The organism is Prevotella aurantiaca (genome assembly GCF_015262605.1).
Classification (GTDB): Bacteria; Bacteroidota; Bacteroidia; order Bacteroidales; family Bacteroidaceae; genus Prevotella; species Prevotella aurantiaca.
In genome coordinates, this window is sequence record NZ_JABZSJ010000060.1 from 1 (window position 1) to 15134 (window position 15134).

Below are 15134 nucleotides of genomic sequence, written 5' to 3' on the forward strand. Positions count from 1 at the left end.
ACAAGGTAAAGGAAGAATAAAAAGAGGATGTATCAATTTTGACACACCCTCTTTTCTTTTATTCTAATGAATCCTGTTAATATTATCGTTGCTTCTTAAGAATTCGCTGTGCGCAATCTGCTAACACTACTACTGCCGAAGCAAGAATACATACATCTTTAATAACCAATCTGCCTGCGCCCGTCAATAACGGGAATCCGTGCTCTCCACTTCCAAGGTCGGGCACCCATGCTTCGGGCGTTGTAACAAGGAAAGAAAGCGTTCCGATAGTCATTATTATAACTAATCCCGTTCCAACAAAGCCAATCTTTGGGAACCAAATGCCCAACAATGTCAAGATACCAAACGACATAATAGCCAAACCCAAGCCATGTGAGAAGGTATAAGTGTTATTCTCTTTATGCCATTCGTGCTTAACTTTGTCGAATTCTCCCTCTTTCAGCTTATAATCTTTATACTCAGGCGCGTCCTTAGCATAGAAGAAACTCATAAACGGACTATTAGCAACGAAAGGTACAATACCTTCTGCCTCGTAGTTCCAGAATTTCAAACCACCAATCCATACAAAAATTATAAAGATTGCAACGCGTACTAAATGAATTCCTATCCCTTTTAGAGATGCTGCCAGTTCGAGTACGAACTGTACTAATGATGCAATTTTGTTCATAAATGTTTAATCCTAAAATGTTATATCCTGTTTATAAAAATGTAAATAAATTGCTACAGCATAACAACAACCTCCTCTATTATTTGCTGTAAGCATCTAACTGTAAATAGTTAATATGTCGCAAAGGTATACATTTATTTTTAAACAACAAGCAATATTATTGTAATTGTTACAATATTTAGCTACATTTAATTGCCAAGAAAACGGATAATGCATAATCATCTGACCACCAAAGCTTTACAAAATAGGCTCTTTTGCAATGTAAAACAGGCACTATTACACGACAAAACAGGCTCTTTTGCAATGTAAAATAGGCACTTTTGAAAAACGATAGCGAAACTATTGTTTTAGATTACATTTTTCTTTACAAATCAGGGCAACTTAATTTGTAAATCCATACATTATATAGCAATTTGTTTTGTAATTGTTTTCATGGCACATTAAGAAAGATTTGAGAACAAAAAATGGGTGTGCTCAACAGATTGTTTGAGCACACCCACTTTAATACATATTGGTTAAAGCAGTGTCAGATATTATGCGCCGTGGAACAAATACTCTGCTTGAATATCCTTTGTAAGCTGTGTAAACAACTCTTCTTGCAAGCGGTCGGCAAGTTCAATGCCCTTTATGAGAATCTTATCGGAAAACTCCTGCAACATATCCTTTGCACGCAAAGGCTGTGTTTTGTAGATACGCAAGTACTCTTCCTCCATTTCGCGTTGGCGTTGGTCGGTTTCTTTCTCAAACTCCAGATATGCTTTCTTAATCATTGGTGCGTATTTGTTGTAGTTAACCATGCCCAATGTCATTACCTTACGGAACTTCCAGTAAGCCGAATCTACGCTCGCGACATTCGTACCTTTCTTATAAGCCTCCGGATAAGAGGTTATTCCCTGATAGAGCGGAAGGAATAAGCCAAGATCAGCCATACCCATTGCCACGTAGTTCACACATCCAATGGCTTGTGGAAGTTCTGGACGAACCTGCAAAATATGTGTTTGTGTTGTACGGAAGATAGAAACTGGACGATAGGGTTCCTTAGGATTGCTATGCAAATAAGGGTCGTGTTCTGTATTATCGTAGTGGAAACGGAAGGCATGACGCATATCTGCAATGCTAATTGGCTTCTCTGCTTTAGCATAAACTGGGAATGTATTCTTTGTAACATCATTCTTAATGCTTGGCGAGAACATTCCTTGCAATCCCCATACACGTGGATAGTTGTATGTGGTATCAAGTTTTATGTCGCGTGCATAAGCCTCGTGGAAATCGAAAACGCCCTTATTAGGGTCGTATAAACCATGTTTTTCGGCAAACTCCAACAGGTCGTTTGAAGCCATATAGTTTTCTGTATCCAGCGGGTCGTAAAGGCGGAAACGACTCTGATTACCAGTAACGAAATATTGATCTTTAGGCATACGACAAGCCAACCAACGATGACCACACGCTGTTTCAAGATACCATATCTCCTTATTATCTACAAAACCGATACCAAAACCTTCGGCAATACCATATTTTTCAATCAACATGCCTAATCGTTCAACGCCTTCGCGCGCTGTGCGAATATAGGGCAGAACGACATTAAACACGGCATTCTCAGCTATTCCAGTCTCTACGAGTGGATCATACTTCAACACTTCATCGCTACTGAATATACTTTCAGTAGCGCTCATGCCTACACCAGCAGTATTAAAGCCTGCACTTCCCCAGTGATTGGGCAGACAATAGGGTGCCAAAGCGCTATAACCCAAAGCCTCTTTAGGGAGTTCACAGCGGAAAGGACTATCTTTTGCAACGTATTCGGTTGCTCCTTCTGTTGTATCTTCGTAGATTTCGTAGTTCTTTGCCTCCATGGCGTCCCAGTCTTCGGAACGTGCTACTATCATAGAACCATCGCATGTCATGTCTTGTCCCACTATCATCGTGGTACATTCTGATGGTAAATTGCTTACCAAAACTTTGTTTTCTTTCATAAATATGTTCTGTTTTAAGATATAACTTCTAAGAGCAAATGTAAGTAAAATAATTGAATTGAAGAAGGAGATAAGCTGATTTATTATTATTTTACCTAATTGTAGGTAATCAAAAACATAATAAAAGACTGTCCAATTACTCTAAAATACAACTTTGTAGTATTTTCTATGGCCTGGTAGACTGACTTACTTTCTATTCGAGATGACACAGTAAACAATGTGTTCAAAAAGAGAATAGAAAGGTTCGGGATGGTAAAAATATATCAAACTAATTTACAAGAGGCCTGATACCAATAGAGGTGTTTTGGAGAAATAACCTTACTAAACAAACTTAAAAATAAGAGATAAATTCAATAATTTACATAATTAACTAAGAAAATAGGATATTATCTAAAGAATTCTAAGTAAATTTGCAGACAAATTGTATAATTACCGCTCAATGAGAAATAAGATATATTCCCTTGTAGCAATGCTTACAATGGCACTTGCACTGACTTCGTGCTTTGAAGACGAAGAGAAAAAACCAGAAAATAAGTCGCATGCAACTGCGATTATAGCTTTCTCTATAAAGGAAGTTAAGGCTCCTCGTGATACAGTTACCAAGTCTGGAAAAGACACAACAGTTATCGCTAAGATTCAATCCAAAGCATATAGATTCTATATCGACCAAAATAACGGCACAATCTACAACCCTGATTCGCTGCCTTATGGTACAAGAGTAAAGGCTACACTAGCAAACATCGCAACTAAAAGCGGTGGAAAGGTTTTCATTAAGGCTATTTCTGGAGAAGAACAGACGGCATTTAGTGAGAACGATTCTATTGATTTCTCGCAACCACGTATGGTTATGGTGTATTCACAAGACGGAAACTATCGTCGTTCATACACGATAACAGTGAATGTTCACAAGCAACGTGGCAACGAATTTACTTGGAAGGCATTCGATAACAATGCTAACTTTGCCATGTTTGAGAATGCAAAGATGATAAATTATAATGGTAAAATCTACGTATTCGGTAAGAAAGGCACCCAAACCATTGGTTACTTTACGGCTGAAAACGATGGAAACACTTGGACACAGCTTCCTACCACCTTTGCTGCAGAAGCTTATAAGAGTGCTATCGTAAGCCAAGGAGCCATATATTTGCTTGACAACGGACAAGTAAAGCGTTCGAATGACGGCTCAACATGGACAATAATGGGTACAGCATCACTTAAACAACTTGTTGCGACAAGCGAAACAGAGTTGTATGCTCTCTCTAATAGTAACACGCTTATGGCTTCTAAAGATGGTGGTGCAAACTGGATAACCGAAACATTGGATACTGATGCAGGTAAATTACCATCTGAAGGAGTTGGTTATATGTTTCAAATATTGGCAACAAACAGCAAGATAAGCAGAGTTGTTATCTTCGGAACAAATGCATCAAGCAACTATGTGATAACATGGAGTAAGCTGTTAGACTCTTCCAATCCAACAACAAACTACAAGTGGTCGTATGTTAAGTCAGAGGCAAGCGAAGCTTATCTGCTTCCTAAAAATAATTATCTTAACATTCTTAACTACAACAATAAAGCAATGGCATTTGGCGTTTCAACAGATGGAACGTTTGCACAAGTAAAGGAAAGCAGCAATAGTGGTATTGACTGGGTAGCCAACAAAACTTACGTTTATCCTGCTACTTCAGCCTCAGGATGCTTCGCAATAACAGCAGATAGTCAAAACTATCTTTGGATTATCAACGGAAATAAAGTTTGGAAAGGCAGAATTAATAGCATGGGCTGGACAAAACAACAGAAAGAATTTACAAGAACTACCTTCTAAAAGGAATGTAACTGAAAGGTTGTAAAACACTTTTAGCAATCATAAATTAATAGCAAAGATATGAAACGTATCCTCTTTTACATATTGCTCCTTATTATTTCTGCACCTCTTCAGGCGCAGGATGGTGAGGAATATAGAATGGAACTGGGTGCGGGAGCAGGCTTAATGGGCTACCTCGGCGATTTTAATGGTTCGCTGACAAAGAACCTTCAGCCTATGGGAACTATATTGGCACGCTATGCCTTCAACCCATATATGGGATTAAAGTTCAATATTTCGTATGGAAAGATGAAAGGAAAGTCAAGCGATGTAAAGACTTACTATCCTAAATTTGCAATATCTCCCTACGAATTCAACAACACTTTAATAGACGTTGGAGTTGCTTACGAATACAATTTCTGGCCGTATGGCACAGGAAGAGAATACAGAGGAGCACAACGATTAACTCCTTTTGTGTCTGGCGGATTAGGTGCTACCTACGTGCAAGTTAACAATGGTGATAAAAAATCAGTCTTCTCAGCAAATGTTCCTATAGGTATAGGTATCAAATACAAAATGGGTGAGCGAACAAACATCGGACTAACATGGGCGATGCATTTCTGTTTTTCTGATGAATTGGACGGCCAAAAGGACCCATATGATATAAAAAGTAGTGGTGCTTTCAAGAATACAGACAGCTATTCGACACTGCAACTCACCATTACTTATAGCTTTATGACAAAATGCCGTACTTGTCACAATGAAGATGAGTAGACTAAATCTGTCCTCATTGATTGGTAATTAAAATAAGAAACAATAAATCTTCGCAAACATGGCAGAAGAATTAGATATGAAACGCATACCACAGCACATTGCAATCATTATGGATGGCAATGGTCGCTGGGCTACCGAACGTAATAAACCACGCTCGTATGGTCATCAGGCTGGGGTTGATACAGTGCGTCGGATAACTTCAGAATGTACTCGGTTGGGCGTAAAGTATCTCACACTTTACACCTTTTCTACAGAAAACTGGAACCGTCCGACGGACGAAATCGCTGCACTTATGGGACTGGTACTTACTTCTCTTGAAGATGAAATCTTTATGAAGAACAATGTTCGCTTCCAAGTTATTGGCGATATCAAGCGTCTTCCAGAAGCAGTAGCAGTTAAACTGCAAGAAACTATGGAGCATACGGCTAAGAATAACGCCATGACAATGGTGGTAGCTCTTAGCTATTCCGCTCGTTGGGAGCTTACAGAAGCGACTAAACAGCTTGCTGCAAGGGTAGAAAAAGGCGAGTTAAACATTGAAGACATTGACGAAAGCACTATCAGCAATAGTCTTTGCACAAGCTTTATGCCCGATCCCGACTTACTTATCAGAACTGGTGGCGAGTTCCGCATATCGAATTACCTTCTTTGGCAGCTCGCTTATTCTGAACTATACTTCTGCGATACCTATTGGCCAGACTTCTCTGAAGAAGATTTGCATAAGGCAATTGCAGACTATCTGGGGCGTCAGCGTCGCTTTGGAAAAACAGAAAAGCAAGTAGAAACAGAACTAGAAAATAAAAAAGATACGCAATAAATGAGTAATACGAAAAAGGTCTTAATACTCTTGGCTGCTATTTTCAGCTTCAGCTTACAGATGAAAGCGCAGCAGAAAATAGTTAACCCTGTCATTTCATACGCTACCAATCCGCAGCAATATAAGTTAGCTGGTGTCGCTGTATCGGGAGTGGAAGGCTACGAAGATTATGTTCTTGTGGGAATCTCTGGATTAACTATAGGGCAAGACATTGAAATACCAAGTACAGCAATCACTAATGCTGTGAAGCGTTATTGGAAACATGGTTTGTTTTCTGACGTTTCAATAGCTGTCGATTCCTTGGTTGGTGAAAAGGCATACCTGCACATTTACTTAACGGCACGCCCACGAATTTCTACCATTAACTACTCTGGACTAAAGAAAACAGAGCGAGAAGACATGGAAAAGAAGCTGGGTATCATGAAAGGTGGGCAGATAACACCTAACATGATAGACCGTGCAAGAATTATTGCAAAGAAGTATTTTGAAGACAAAGGATACAAAGATGCTGTAGTGCAGATACGTCAGCGCGATGATGTTACGGCTAAAAATCAAGTTATTCTTGACGTTGATATTGACAAAAAAGAGAAGAAAAAGGTACGTAAGATTATTATAGATGGAAACAATCAGCTTGCTGATAAATATATAAAAGGTTCGCTTATTAAAAAAGGAGCATTTGAAAAAACAAACGAGACTGGCAAGCTTTCGAATATTTTCAAGCCTAAGAAGTTTACACCTGAACGCTGGGAAGAAGATAAAAAGCACCTTATTGAAAAGTATTACGAACACGGTTTCCGCGATGCAACTATCCTAAAAGATAGTATTTGGAACGAAGACGATAAGCACGTGAATGTATATGTAAAAGTTGACGAAGGGAAGAAATATTATATTCGCAACATCAATTGGGTGGGAAATACAGTTTATTCAACTGATTATCTTAATGCATTGCTTGATATGAAGAAAGGAGACGTCTACAATCAGAAATTCCTTTCCAAGCGTTTAATTGAGGACGAATCTTCTGTTGGTAACCAATATTGGAACCACGGATACCTCTTTTACAACTTACAACCTACGGAAATAAATATTGTTGGCGACTCTATTGACCTTGAAATGCGTATTTTCGAAGGTCAACAAGCACGCATCAAACGAGTGCGCATCAATGGTAATGACCGTATTTATGAGAATGTTGTTCGCCGTGAAATGCGTACAAAACCAGGCGATCTTTTTTCTAAAGAAGCTTTGATGCGTACTGCTCGTGACTTGGCATCTATGGGACACTTTGACCCAGAGTCAGTGAATCCAGATCCAAAACCAAACTATGAAGATGGCACTGTAGACATTAACTGGAACTTAAAACAGAAATCTAACGACCAAATACAGTTATCATTAGGTTGGGGGCAGATGGGTGCATTGTTGCAAATGGGCTTAAAACTGAACAACTTCTCTATTGCAAACTTGCTTAAAAAGAACAAGGAGCACAGAGGTTTCTTGCCTATCGGCGATGGCGAAACAATGTCGCTGAATGCCCAAACTAATGGTAAATATTATCAGTCTTACGGTTTGCAGTACGCCACAAACTGGTTTGGAGGCAAACGTCCTATACAATTTACACTCGGTGCAAATTTCTCGAAGTCTACCGATTTGAACTCAAACTACTACAGCCGCAGCTACATGGAGAACTATTATAATTACATGTATGGAGGCGTAGGAAACTATAATTACAACAACTACGAGAACTATCTCGACCCTAATAAATATATTCAAATTTGGGGTTTCTATGCAGGTTGGGGTAAGAGACTAAGATGGCCAGACGACTATTTCCAGCTTTCTGTACAGCTATCGTATCAGCGTTACATGTTGAAGAACTGGCGTTACTTCTTCATAATGTCTAATGGTACAGCCAACAACCTGAGCTTAAACCTTTCGCTCAATCGTAGTTCGACCGACAACCAGCTCTTCCCACGCACAGGTTCAGAGTTCACTGCGTCACTCTCGATTACTCCTCCATGGTCTAAATTCGACAAGAAAGACTACAAGAACCTTGCTAACGACCGTTTCTCTGCTACTTATCAGCAAGAGCAACAAGAGAAATACCGCTGGGTAGAATACCACAAATGGAAGTTTAAGGCACGCACCTTTACGGCTCTTACCAATGGTAGCAAATGCTTTGTATTGATGACTCGTGTTGAATTTGGTTTATTAGGAAGCTACAACCGCTATAAGAAGAGCCCATTTGAAACCTTCTATATGGGTGGTGATGGTATGAGTGGATATTCATCTAACTATGCTCAAGAAACCATAGGTTTGCGCGGTTACGATAATGGACAGCTTACACAGCACGGAGAAGGCTATGCTTACGATCGTATGACTCTTGAACTTCGCTATCCATTCCTCCTTGGTAATACAACCATTTATGGTCTTACCTTCTTAGAAGCAGGTAATGCTTGGACCGAAACATCGAAGTTCAATCCATTCGATATGAAGCGTTCTGCAGGTGTAGGTGTCCGTATCTTCCTTCCAATGATAGGTATGATGGGTATCGACTGGGCTTACGGATTTGACAAAGTCTTTGGTAAAAGAGGTGGAAGTCAGTTCCACTTCATATTGGGACAAGAATTTTAATAACTTAACAATGCCATTTCTCAACAGAAGAGGCATACAGATAACAAGAAGAAATATTGACAATGAAAAAGTTATTTGCATTATGCTTGGTAGCTGTTGTCGCTATAACAGCCCATGCGCAGAAGTTTGCGCTCCTTGATATGGAGTATGTGCTCAGCAATGTTCCTGCTTATGAACGTGCCAACGAGCAATTGAACCAAGTTAGTAAGAAGTGGCAAGCAGAAGTAGAAGCACTCAATACAGAAGCATCTACGATGTATAAGAATTATCAAAACGAGGTAGTATTCCTCTCACAAGAACAGAAAAAAAAGAAACAAGAAGCAATATTAGCAAAAGAAAAACAAGCAGCTGACTTGAAGCGCAAGTATTTCGGTCCAGAAGGAGAATTGTACAAGAAGCGTACTAGCCTTATCACTCCTATTCAAGACGAAATATACAACGCCGTCAAGGATATTGCCGACCAACGCGGTTATAGCCTCGTTATTGATCGTGCAAGCACAACAGCTGGCATCATCTATGGTTCTCCAAAGATTGATATTAGCAACGAGGTATTGGCAAAATTAGGTTATAGCAACCAATAAACGTAATGGTTGTAAAACCATAGAATAACAAAGAAGAAATAATATATAAGCAATTACAAACATTTTAAACTATAGAAAGAAATATGAAAAAGCTAATTTTAATGTTGATGCTCTGTGCTCCAATGAGTTTATTCGCACAGAAGTTTGGTCATCTTGACTCTCAAGCTCTCTTGCAGTCATTGCCAGAAGCTACTAACGTACAGAAAGAACTCGAAGCTAAAGGCAAGGAGTACGAGAAACAGCTTACTGATATGCAGACAGAACTGCAACGTAAGGCAGAAGAGTATGACAAGACAAAGAGCACAATGAACGCTACTAAGCAGGCTGAAACAGAGAAGGCACTTCAGGATATGTACACAAAAATTCAGCAAACTGCACAAGACAACCAGAAGGCTTTCAACGATCAACAACAGCAAAAGCTTGGTCCTGTACTTGATAAGGTACGCAAAGCTATCGAAGCTGTATCAAAGGCTGGTGGTTATGTTTATATTATGGAAAAGGCAGCAGGCCAACCCCTTTACATCAACGAGGCTATCAGCAAGGATATCACTGCTGAGGTGAAGGCTCAACTTGCTAAAATGAAGTAATAAGATACGGAGGTCGGGGTGGACCTAATCGTCCATTCCGATGTTCCTAAAAGCGGGTGTCGTTTCCCCGTTACCATTTCCCAACGCTATAAAAGCGAACAGGAAAGAGTGAGACCACCGCAAGAACATAATTGTTGCGGTGGTCTTTTTTTATTTACTCATACAAGGATAAAACCAAAATATTATGATGAGAAAGACTTTATTATTTCTCTTTCTTGCTGCCTTACCACTCATGGTAAGTGCACAAAGTGCAATGAAATTTGCCTATTTCAATTACAACGAAGTTTTGAGTGCTATGCCCGAATATGCTGTTGCGGCACGTAACATCAGCGATCTTCGTGCAAAATACGATGCAGAAACAAAACGTTCGGAAAACGATTTCCACGCAAAATACGAAGATTTTCTTGAGGGTCAGCACAACTTTGCGCCTTCAATCCTAAAGAAACGTCAAGCAGAACTGCAGGAATTGTTAGACAAAAACATAGCATTTAAGAAGGAATCTGACCGCTTAATAGAGCAAGCTGAACAGCAAGCATATGCTCCAGTACACGCTAAACTAAAACGTGTAATTGCTAAAATGGCGCAGGAAAACGGCTACGCTTTCGTTCTCAATGCCGACAACAATGCTTTGCCCTACGTGAACAATATGGTTGGCGAAGATATTACAATAGCTTTGAAAACAGCTTTACAATAAATTTATGAATAAGTTGCTACCGCAGGCACCTGGTCCGATAGGTGTTTTTGACTCTGGATATGGCGGTCTGACCATACTAAAGTCTATTCGTGAATTGCTGCCACAATACGATTACGTTTATCTTGGCGACAATGCACGTGCTCCTTATGGCTCTCGCTCGTTCGATATTGTCTACCAATTCACCCGTCAAGCGATAATGAAGCTATTCGAAATGGGTTGCCAATTAGTTATTCTCGGTTGTAACACTGCATCGGCAAAAGCACTTCGAAGCATTCAACAAAACGATTTGCCCAACATCGACCCACTTCGTCGTGTGCTCGGAGTCATCCGTCCTACAGCTGAAGTTGCAGGTAAACTAACCGAAACTAAGCATGTTGGCATTCTCGCTACACCAGGAACCATTAAAAGCGAAAGCTACAATATGGAGATAAACAAGCTGTGGCCAGAGCTAAGTGTTACAGGCGTTGCTTGTCCGTTGTGGGTTCCTATTGTCGAAAACAACGAGGCTGAAGGTGCAGGTGCCGATTATTTCGTTAAGAAACGCATCAATCATATCTTGTGGTTAGACCCCGATATCGACACACTTATATTGGGTTGCACCCACTACCCTATTCTTATGCCAAAGATAGAACAATACGTTCCAGACGGCATACAGATTGTATCGCAAGGCGAATATGTAGCTGACAGTTTGAAAGACTATCTTTCTCGCCACACCGATATGGATGCTCGCTGCACCAAAGATGGCACAGTGCGTTATTATACCACTGAAAATGCCGAAAAGTTCAAGGAGGCTGCACGTATATTCGGGGCCGAAGATATGAATGTAGAACACATAGATTTAGAGTAATAGGTAGGTGTTTAAGTTTGGACACCTACCTATTATTTTTTTATCCCTCCCTTTTCTTCCCCATTATTTGTATGCATCTAAAACTTTAAACAGCAGCATACTTATTCTTTCAGCAACTAATTCAGAAAAGTAATGATACCTTCTGATACTACTTTAAACACTGCTACATTTCGCATCAGACGAAAGAAAACAAGATAAAAAACATGTAAATATTTTTCACAACCGCTACTACTATGCAAAACGCTTACTACCAATGCTTTACAATAGGTATTGTTTTGCATTACAAAAGCACCTCTTTTGCAATGCAAAACAACCTATACAGCAACGCAAAACAGCTACTTTTGCAATATCAAACAACTATCATCGGTTTACACTTGCATTTTTCTTTACATAAAAAACAGCTCTATCTTGAAAGCAAAACTGTTATATACGAAAATCGCACCCCCATAATGGGGGTGCGATTATTCTTAATTCAAATGTTAAATCCACTGATTCTTTTGCGTTAGCAAGGTAATAAGCGGCTGTATTACTTTCATTCAGGACTGGAAAAAGTATGCTACCACCACTCCTTAAAGCCATACTACTTGCGACCGAAGTCAGCTGGAATTTCGCCCCACTCTTTTGTTTCCCACTTTATAATGGGCGTAGTTATGGTGTGGGTGCGCAACCATTGTTCTGCGCGCGCTATGATAGCGTGTAGCTCTGCAGTCTTTTCGTTAAGCTCCAAAGTAGTTTTACATTTCTTTTTACCCACCCATAAGATAGCGTTGTACGAGTCGCTGTATATAACTTTGCCCTTAATGCCTTGCTTTTCCATTAGTGCCAGCGCATGAACTATCGCCAGAAACTCGCCAATATTGTTCGTTCCCATTGTAGGACCGAAGTGAAAGATACGCTGTCCTGTAGCAAGATCGATACATTGGTACTCCATTGGTCCAGGATTTCCTGAACACGCAGCATCTACGGCCCACGCATTTGCTTTCACACACATGGGTAAAGGCAACACGGTGTCGTGTCTATTCTCGGGTGGGTTTTGTAGTTTCATCGGCTTATATATATAAATAAGGTGTAAATCAAAGGTTTTTTGGATGTGTTTTTTTACTCTTAACAGTAAGTTAGAAAGGTCTTACAAATCTTTTATATCATACCCTTCAGCTTTCAATTCTTCAACTACGCTTTGCAATACCATTAGTCCTAATTGTTCCCCAGCTTGAAAAAGGTCTCTCGAAAGCGAAGGGGTTGTTCTCGCAACTTTGCGCCCTAAGTCGGTTTCATAAAAGGCAATAAGTCCTTTTATATCCTCTAACGTATAATAACGCTCATAAAAGGGCGCATAGAGTTCCACTGCTCGTTTAAGAAAAACTACTTGAAACTTAGCTTCTATCTTAGCAAACACATCGTCAGAAATATCTTTCAACATTTTTCTAAGATTGTTCATAATAAGTGGAAATTGCGCTTTCAATGTCGTTTTACTGCCCGACACCTCCATAAACTTATCCACTGCTTCGGCAAAAGCTGTATCAGTGCCTTCTGGAACTTCTACGCTTTGCGCATTCAGTTTGCAAGAAAAGGCTGCAAAAGAAACGAGAAAAAGGGTTAAAAATACTTTTTTCATAATTTCGTTATTGTTGTTTAGTGTGATAATAAATGGTTTTCAGTATTTTTAAAACCAGTAATATTAATAGAGATTTCCCTCTCAGAAACGAGAGGGAAATAGGGATATATTACATACGTTCTGGCACTTCGATGCCCAAAAGCTCCATACCGTTCTTGATTACTTTGGCTACATTCTGCGCCAAGACAAGGCGTGTAGTCTTTTCGTCTTCGGTGTCTGCGTTCAGAATACTGTAATCGTGGTAGAACTGGTTGAACTCTTTTGTAAGTTCGTAGCAGTAGTTCGCAATACCACTCGGGCTGTAATCGACGCCTGCCTGTGCTACGGCTGCGCCAAAATCGTTCATCTTCTGAATGAGCGCAATCTCCTTTTCGTTCATTGGAGCATTGTCGGCAACTGCCGTCGGAATAGCGATGCCTTGTGCGGCAGCCTTGCGGAGAATGCTGCGAATACGTGCGTAGGTATATTGAATGAACGGACCCGTGTTGCCATTAAAGTCGATTGACTCTTCCGGATTGAAGAGCATATTCTTTCGTGCGTCTACTTTCAGAATGAAATACTTCAGCGCACCCAGACCCACGATGCGTGCAATTTCGTTCTTTTCCGCTTCGGTAATGTCTTCCAACTTATTCACCTTGTCCTCGCTAAGCGCACGGGCGTTCTGTATCATCGAAGCTATAAGGTCGTCGGCATCTACCACTGTGCCCTCGCGGCTCTTCATCTTGCCGTTTGGAAGTTCCACCATACCGTAAGAGAAGTGCACCAAATCCTTTCCCCACTTAAAACCGAGGCGGTCTAAAAGAATGGAAAGCACTTGGAAATGGTAGTTCTGCTCGTTGCCTACGACGTAAATCATCTTGTCAATAGTATAATCCTTGAAGCGCATTTCAGCAGTTCCGATGTCCTGTGTCATATACACCGATGTACCGTCGCTTCTCAAAAGCAGCTTTTGGTCTAAGCCCTCGTTGGTTAGGTCAGCCCATACAGAGTTGTCGTCCTTGCGCACGAACAAGCCTTTAGCCAAACCTTCTTCCACCTTTTTCTTTCCTTCAAGATAGGTTTTGCTTTCATAATATATCTTGTCGAAGCCTACACCGAGTGCCTTATAGGTTTCGTCGAAGCCTGCATATACCCAGTTGTTCATCTTTTCCCATAGCGCACGCACTTCTGGGTCGTTTGCTTCCCACTTTACAAGCATAGCGCGCGCTTCCTTCATCAGTGCCGATTCTTGTTCAGCCTTAGCTTTTGCAGCCTCATCATCTAAGCCTTCGCCTTTGAATTGAGCCATGAGTGTAGCGAGTTCTTCACGATAATGCTTGTCGAACGCTACATAGAAATCTCCGATAAGGTGGTCGCCCTTCTTTCCTGCCTGCTCTGGTGTGATACCGTTTCCCCACTTCTGCCACGCAAGCATCGACTTACAGATGTGAATACCACGGTCGTTCACAATGTTGGTCTTCACCACTTTGTAGCCATTAGCCTCCATAATCTTCGACAACGACCAACCTAAAAGATTGTTACGCACGTGTCCTAAATGGAGTGGTTTATTAGTATTAGGCGACGAATACTCCACCATGGCGAGCGGACTGTCTGCCGTTACTTGCTTTTCGCCGAACTTCTCGTTGGCGTGAATATCGTTAAGAAGTCCTATCCACGCTGCAGGAGCAATGACAAGGTTTAGGAAACCCTTTACAACATTGAAGTCGGCAATCGCCTTGCAGTTTGCTTTCAGATATTCGCCCACCTCCTGTGCCGTTGCTTCAGGACTTTTTCGAGAAGTCTTCAGCAATGGGAACATTACCAACGTAAGGTTTCCTTCAAAGTTTGCCTTTGTCTTTTGCAACTGTATCATCTGTGCTGGAATCTCTGCACCGTACAGTTCTTTTACGGCTGCCAATGCCGCAGTAGTTATCTGGTCTTCTATTTTCATATTCCTTGATTATTTATATTTTGTTGCAAAGGTACTAAAAACTTTGTAACTTTTGCCAACCGACACCTTATATATAATAGAGGGAATTCTGAAAAAATAAATGCAACTGCAAACTTTTTTTCTTTGATTCAGCCAACAAGAAGAAAAAAAATACAGAACGAGAGTATTTAGTCCCCCCTTAAAAACCTAATATTCCTCTGATTCATAGTATATTATCCTGTAA

Annotated in this window: 13 protein-coding genes; 8 read left to right on the forward strand and 5 right to left on the reverse strand. The window is 40.4% G+C overall.

Annotated features, from left to right (window positions below; genetic code table 11):
• Positions 1-82: 82 nt before the first annotated feature.
• The gene (locus tag HXN26_RS09315) at positions 83-667 is read right to left on the reverse strand and encodes a DUF417 family protein (protein WP_025000360.1); all 585 of its coding nucleotides are present in this window, start codon (positions 665-667) and stop codon (positions 83-85) included.
• A 533-nt stretch (positions 668-1200) separates the two neighbouring features.
• A complete protein-coding gene (locus HXN26_RS09320) occupies positions 1201-2640 on the reverse strand; it encodes a C69 family dipeptidase (protein ID WP_273160872.1) in 1440 nt (479 codons plus the stop codon).
• A gap of 439 nt (positions 2641-3079) precedes the next feature.
• Between HXN26_RS09320 and HXN26_RS09325 the strand changes: the two genes are divergently transcribed.
• The 8 genes from HXN26_RS09325 (at position 3080) to murI (ending at position 11366) form a co-directional block, all read left to right on the forward strand.
• Complete coding sequence (locus HXN26_RS09325; protein ID WP_273160874.1) at positions 3080-4465, forward strand: DUF6242 domain-containing protein; 1386 nt, start codon at positions 3080-3082, stop codon at positions 4463-4465.
• Positions 4466-4525: 60 nt separating this feature from the next.
• Positions 4526-5218, forward strand: a complete 693-nt coding sequence (gene porG / locus HXN26_RS09330; protein ID WP_273160875.1) for a type IX secretion system protein PorG — start codon at positions 4526-4528, stop codon at positions 5216-5218.
• A 58-nt stretch (positions 5219-5276) separates the two neighbouring features.
• Positions 5277-6035 carry an isoprenyl transferase gene (locus HXN26_RS09335; protein ID WP_273160877.1) on the forward strand — a complete coding sequence of 253 codons (759 nt, stop codon included), beginning with the start codon at positions 5277-5279 and terminating at the stop codon, positions 6033-6035.
• The gene (locus HXN26_RS09340) at positions 6036-8657 is read left to right on the forward strand and encodes a BamA/OMP85 family outer membrane protein (protein ID WP_273160879.1); all 2622 of its coding nucleotides are present in this window, start codon (positions 6036-6038) and stop codon (positions 8655-8657) included. It begins immediately after the preceding gene.
• 62 nt (positions 8658-8719) lie between these two features.
• Positions 8720-9238 carry an OmpH/Skp family outer membrane protein gene (locus HXN26_RS09345; protein WP_025000364.1) on the forward strand — a complete coding sequence of 173 codons (519 nt, stop codon included), beginning with the start codon at positions 8720-8722 and terminating at the stop codon, positions 9236-9238.
• Between the two features lie 83 nt (positions 9239-9321).
• Positions 9322-9825: an OmpH/Skp family outer membrane protein gene (locus HXN26_RS09350; RefSeq protein WP_025000365.1), complete on the forward strand. Its 504-nt coding sequence runs from the start codon at positions 9322-9324 to the stop codon at positions 9823-9825.
• Positions 9826-10012: 187 nt separating this feature from the next.
• Positions 10013-10519, forward strand: a complete 507-nt coding sequence (locus HXN26_RS09355; RefSeq protein ID WP_025000366.1) for an OmpH family outer membrane protein — start codon at positions 10013-10015, stop codon at positions 10517-10519.
• 4 nt (positions 10520-10523) lie between these two features.
• Positions 10524-11366 carry a glutamate racemase gene (gene murI, locus HXN26_RS09360; RefSeq protein WP_025000367.1) on the forward strand — a complete coding sequence of 281 codons (843 nt, stop codon included), beginning with the start codon at positions 10524-10526 and terminating at the stop codon, positions 11364-11366.
• Between the two features lie 580 nt (positions 11367-11946).
• Here murI and HXN26_RS09365 read toward each other — a convergent pair.
• The 3 genes from HXN26_RS09365 to argS form a co-directional block, all read right to left on the reverse strand.
• On the reverse strand, positions 11947-12411 hold the full coding sequence (locus HXN26_RS09365) for an RNase H family protein (protein ID WP_273160884.1): 465 nt from the start codon (positions 12409-12411) through the stop codon (positions 11947-11949).
• Positions 12412-12492: 81 nt separating this feature from the next.
• Entirely contained in the window at positions 12493-12981 is a 489-nt protein-coding gene (locus HXN26_RS09370; protein WP_273160886.1) for a DUF2059 domain-containing protein, read from the reverse strand.
• Between the two features lie 109 nt (positions 12982-13090).
• Positions 13091-14911, reverse strand: a complete 1821-nt coding sequence (argS, locus tag HXN26_RS09375; RefSeq protein ID WP_273160888.1) for an arginine--tRNA ligase — start codon at positions 14909-14911, stop codon at positions 13091-13093.
• Between the last annotated feature and the right edge of the window lie 223 nt (positions 14912-15134).

Excerpts from the sequence above, each read along its gene's own strand:
- HXN26_RS09315 (WP_025000360.1), bottom strand. The coding sequence starts at position 667 with ATGAACAAAATTGCATCATTAGTACAGTTCGTACTCGAACTGGCAGCA.
- HXN26_RS09320 (WP_273160872.1), bottom strand. The coding sequence starts at position 2,640 with ATGAAAGAAAACAAAGTTTTGGTAAGCAATTTACCATCAGAATGTACC.
- HXN26_RS09325 (WP_273160874.1), top strand. The coding sequence starts at position 3,080 with ATGAGAAATAAGATATATTCCCTTGTAGCAATGCTTACAATGGCACTT.
- porG (WP_273160875.1), top strand. The coding sequence starts at position 4,526 with ATGAAACGTATCCTCTTTTACATATTGCTCCTTATTATTTCTGCACCT.
- HXN26_RS09335 (WP_273160877.1), top strand. The coding sequence starts at position 5,277 with ATGGCAGAAGAATTAGATATGAAACGCATACCACAGCACATTGCAATC.
- HXN26_RS09340 (WP_273160879.1), top strand. The coding sequence starts at position 6,036 with ATGAGTAATACGAAAAAGGTCTTAATACTCTTGGCTGCTATTTTCAGC.
- HXN26_RS09345 (WP_025000364.1), top strand. The coding sequence starts at position 8,720 with ATGAAAAAGTTATTTGCATTATGCTTGGTAGCTGTTGTCGCTATAACA.
- HXN26_RS09350 (WP_025000365.1), top strand. The coding sequence starts at position 9,322 with ATGAAAAAGCTAATTTTAATGTTGATGCTCTGTGCTCCAATGAGTTTA.
- HXN26_RS09355 (WP_025000366.1), top strand. The coding sequence starts at position 10,013 with ATGAGAAAGACTTTATTATTTCTCTTTCTTGCTGCCTTACCACTCATG.
- murI (WP_025000367.1), top strand. The coding sequence starts at position 10,524 with ATGAATAAGTTGCTACCGCAGGCACCTGGTCCGATAGGTGTTTTTGAC.
- HXN26_RS09365 (WP_273160884.1), bottom strand. The coding sequence starts at position 12,411 with ATGAAACTACAAAACCCACCCGAGAATAGACACGACACCGTGTTGCCT.
- HXN26_RS09370 (WP_273160886.1), bottom strand. The coding sequence starts at position 12,981 with ATGAAAAAAGTATTTTTAACCCTTTTTCTCGTTTCTTTTGCAGCCTTT.
- argS (WP_273160888.1), bottom strand. The coding sequence starts at position 14,911 with ATGAAAATAGAAGACCAGATAACTACTGCGGCATTGGCAGCCGTAAAA.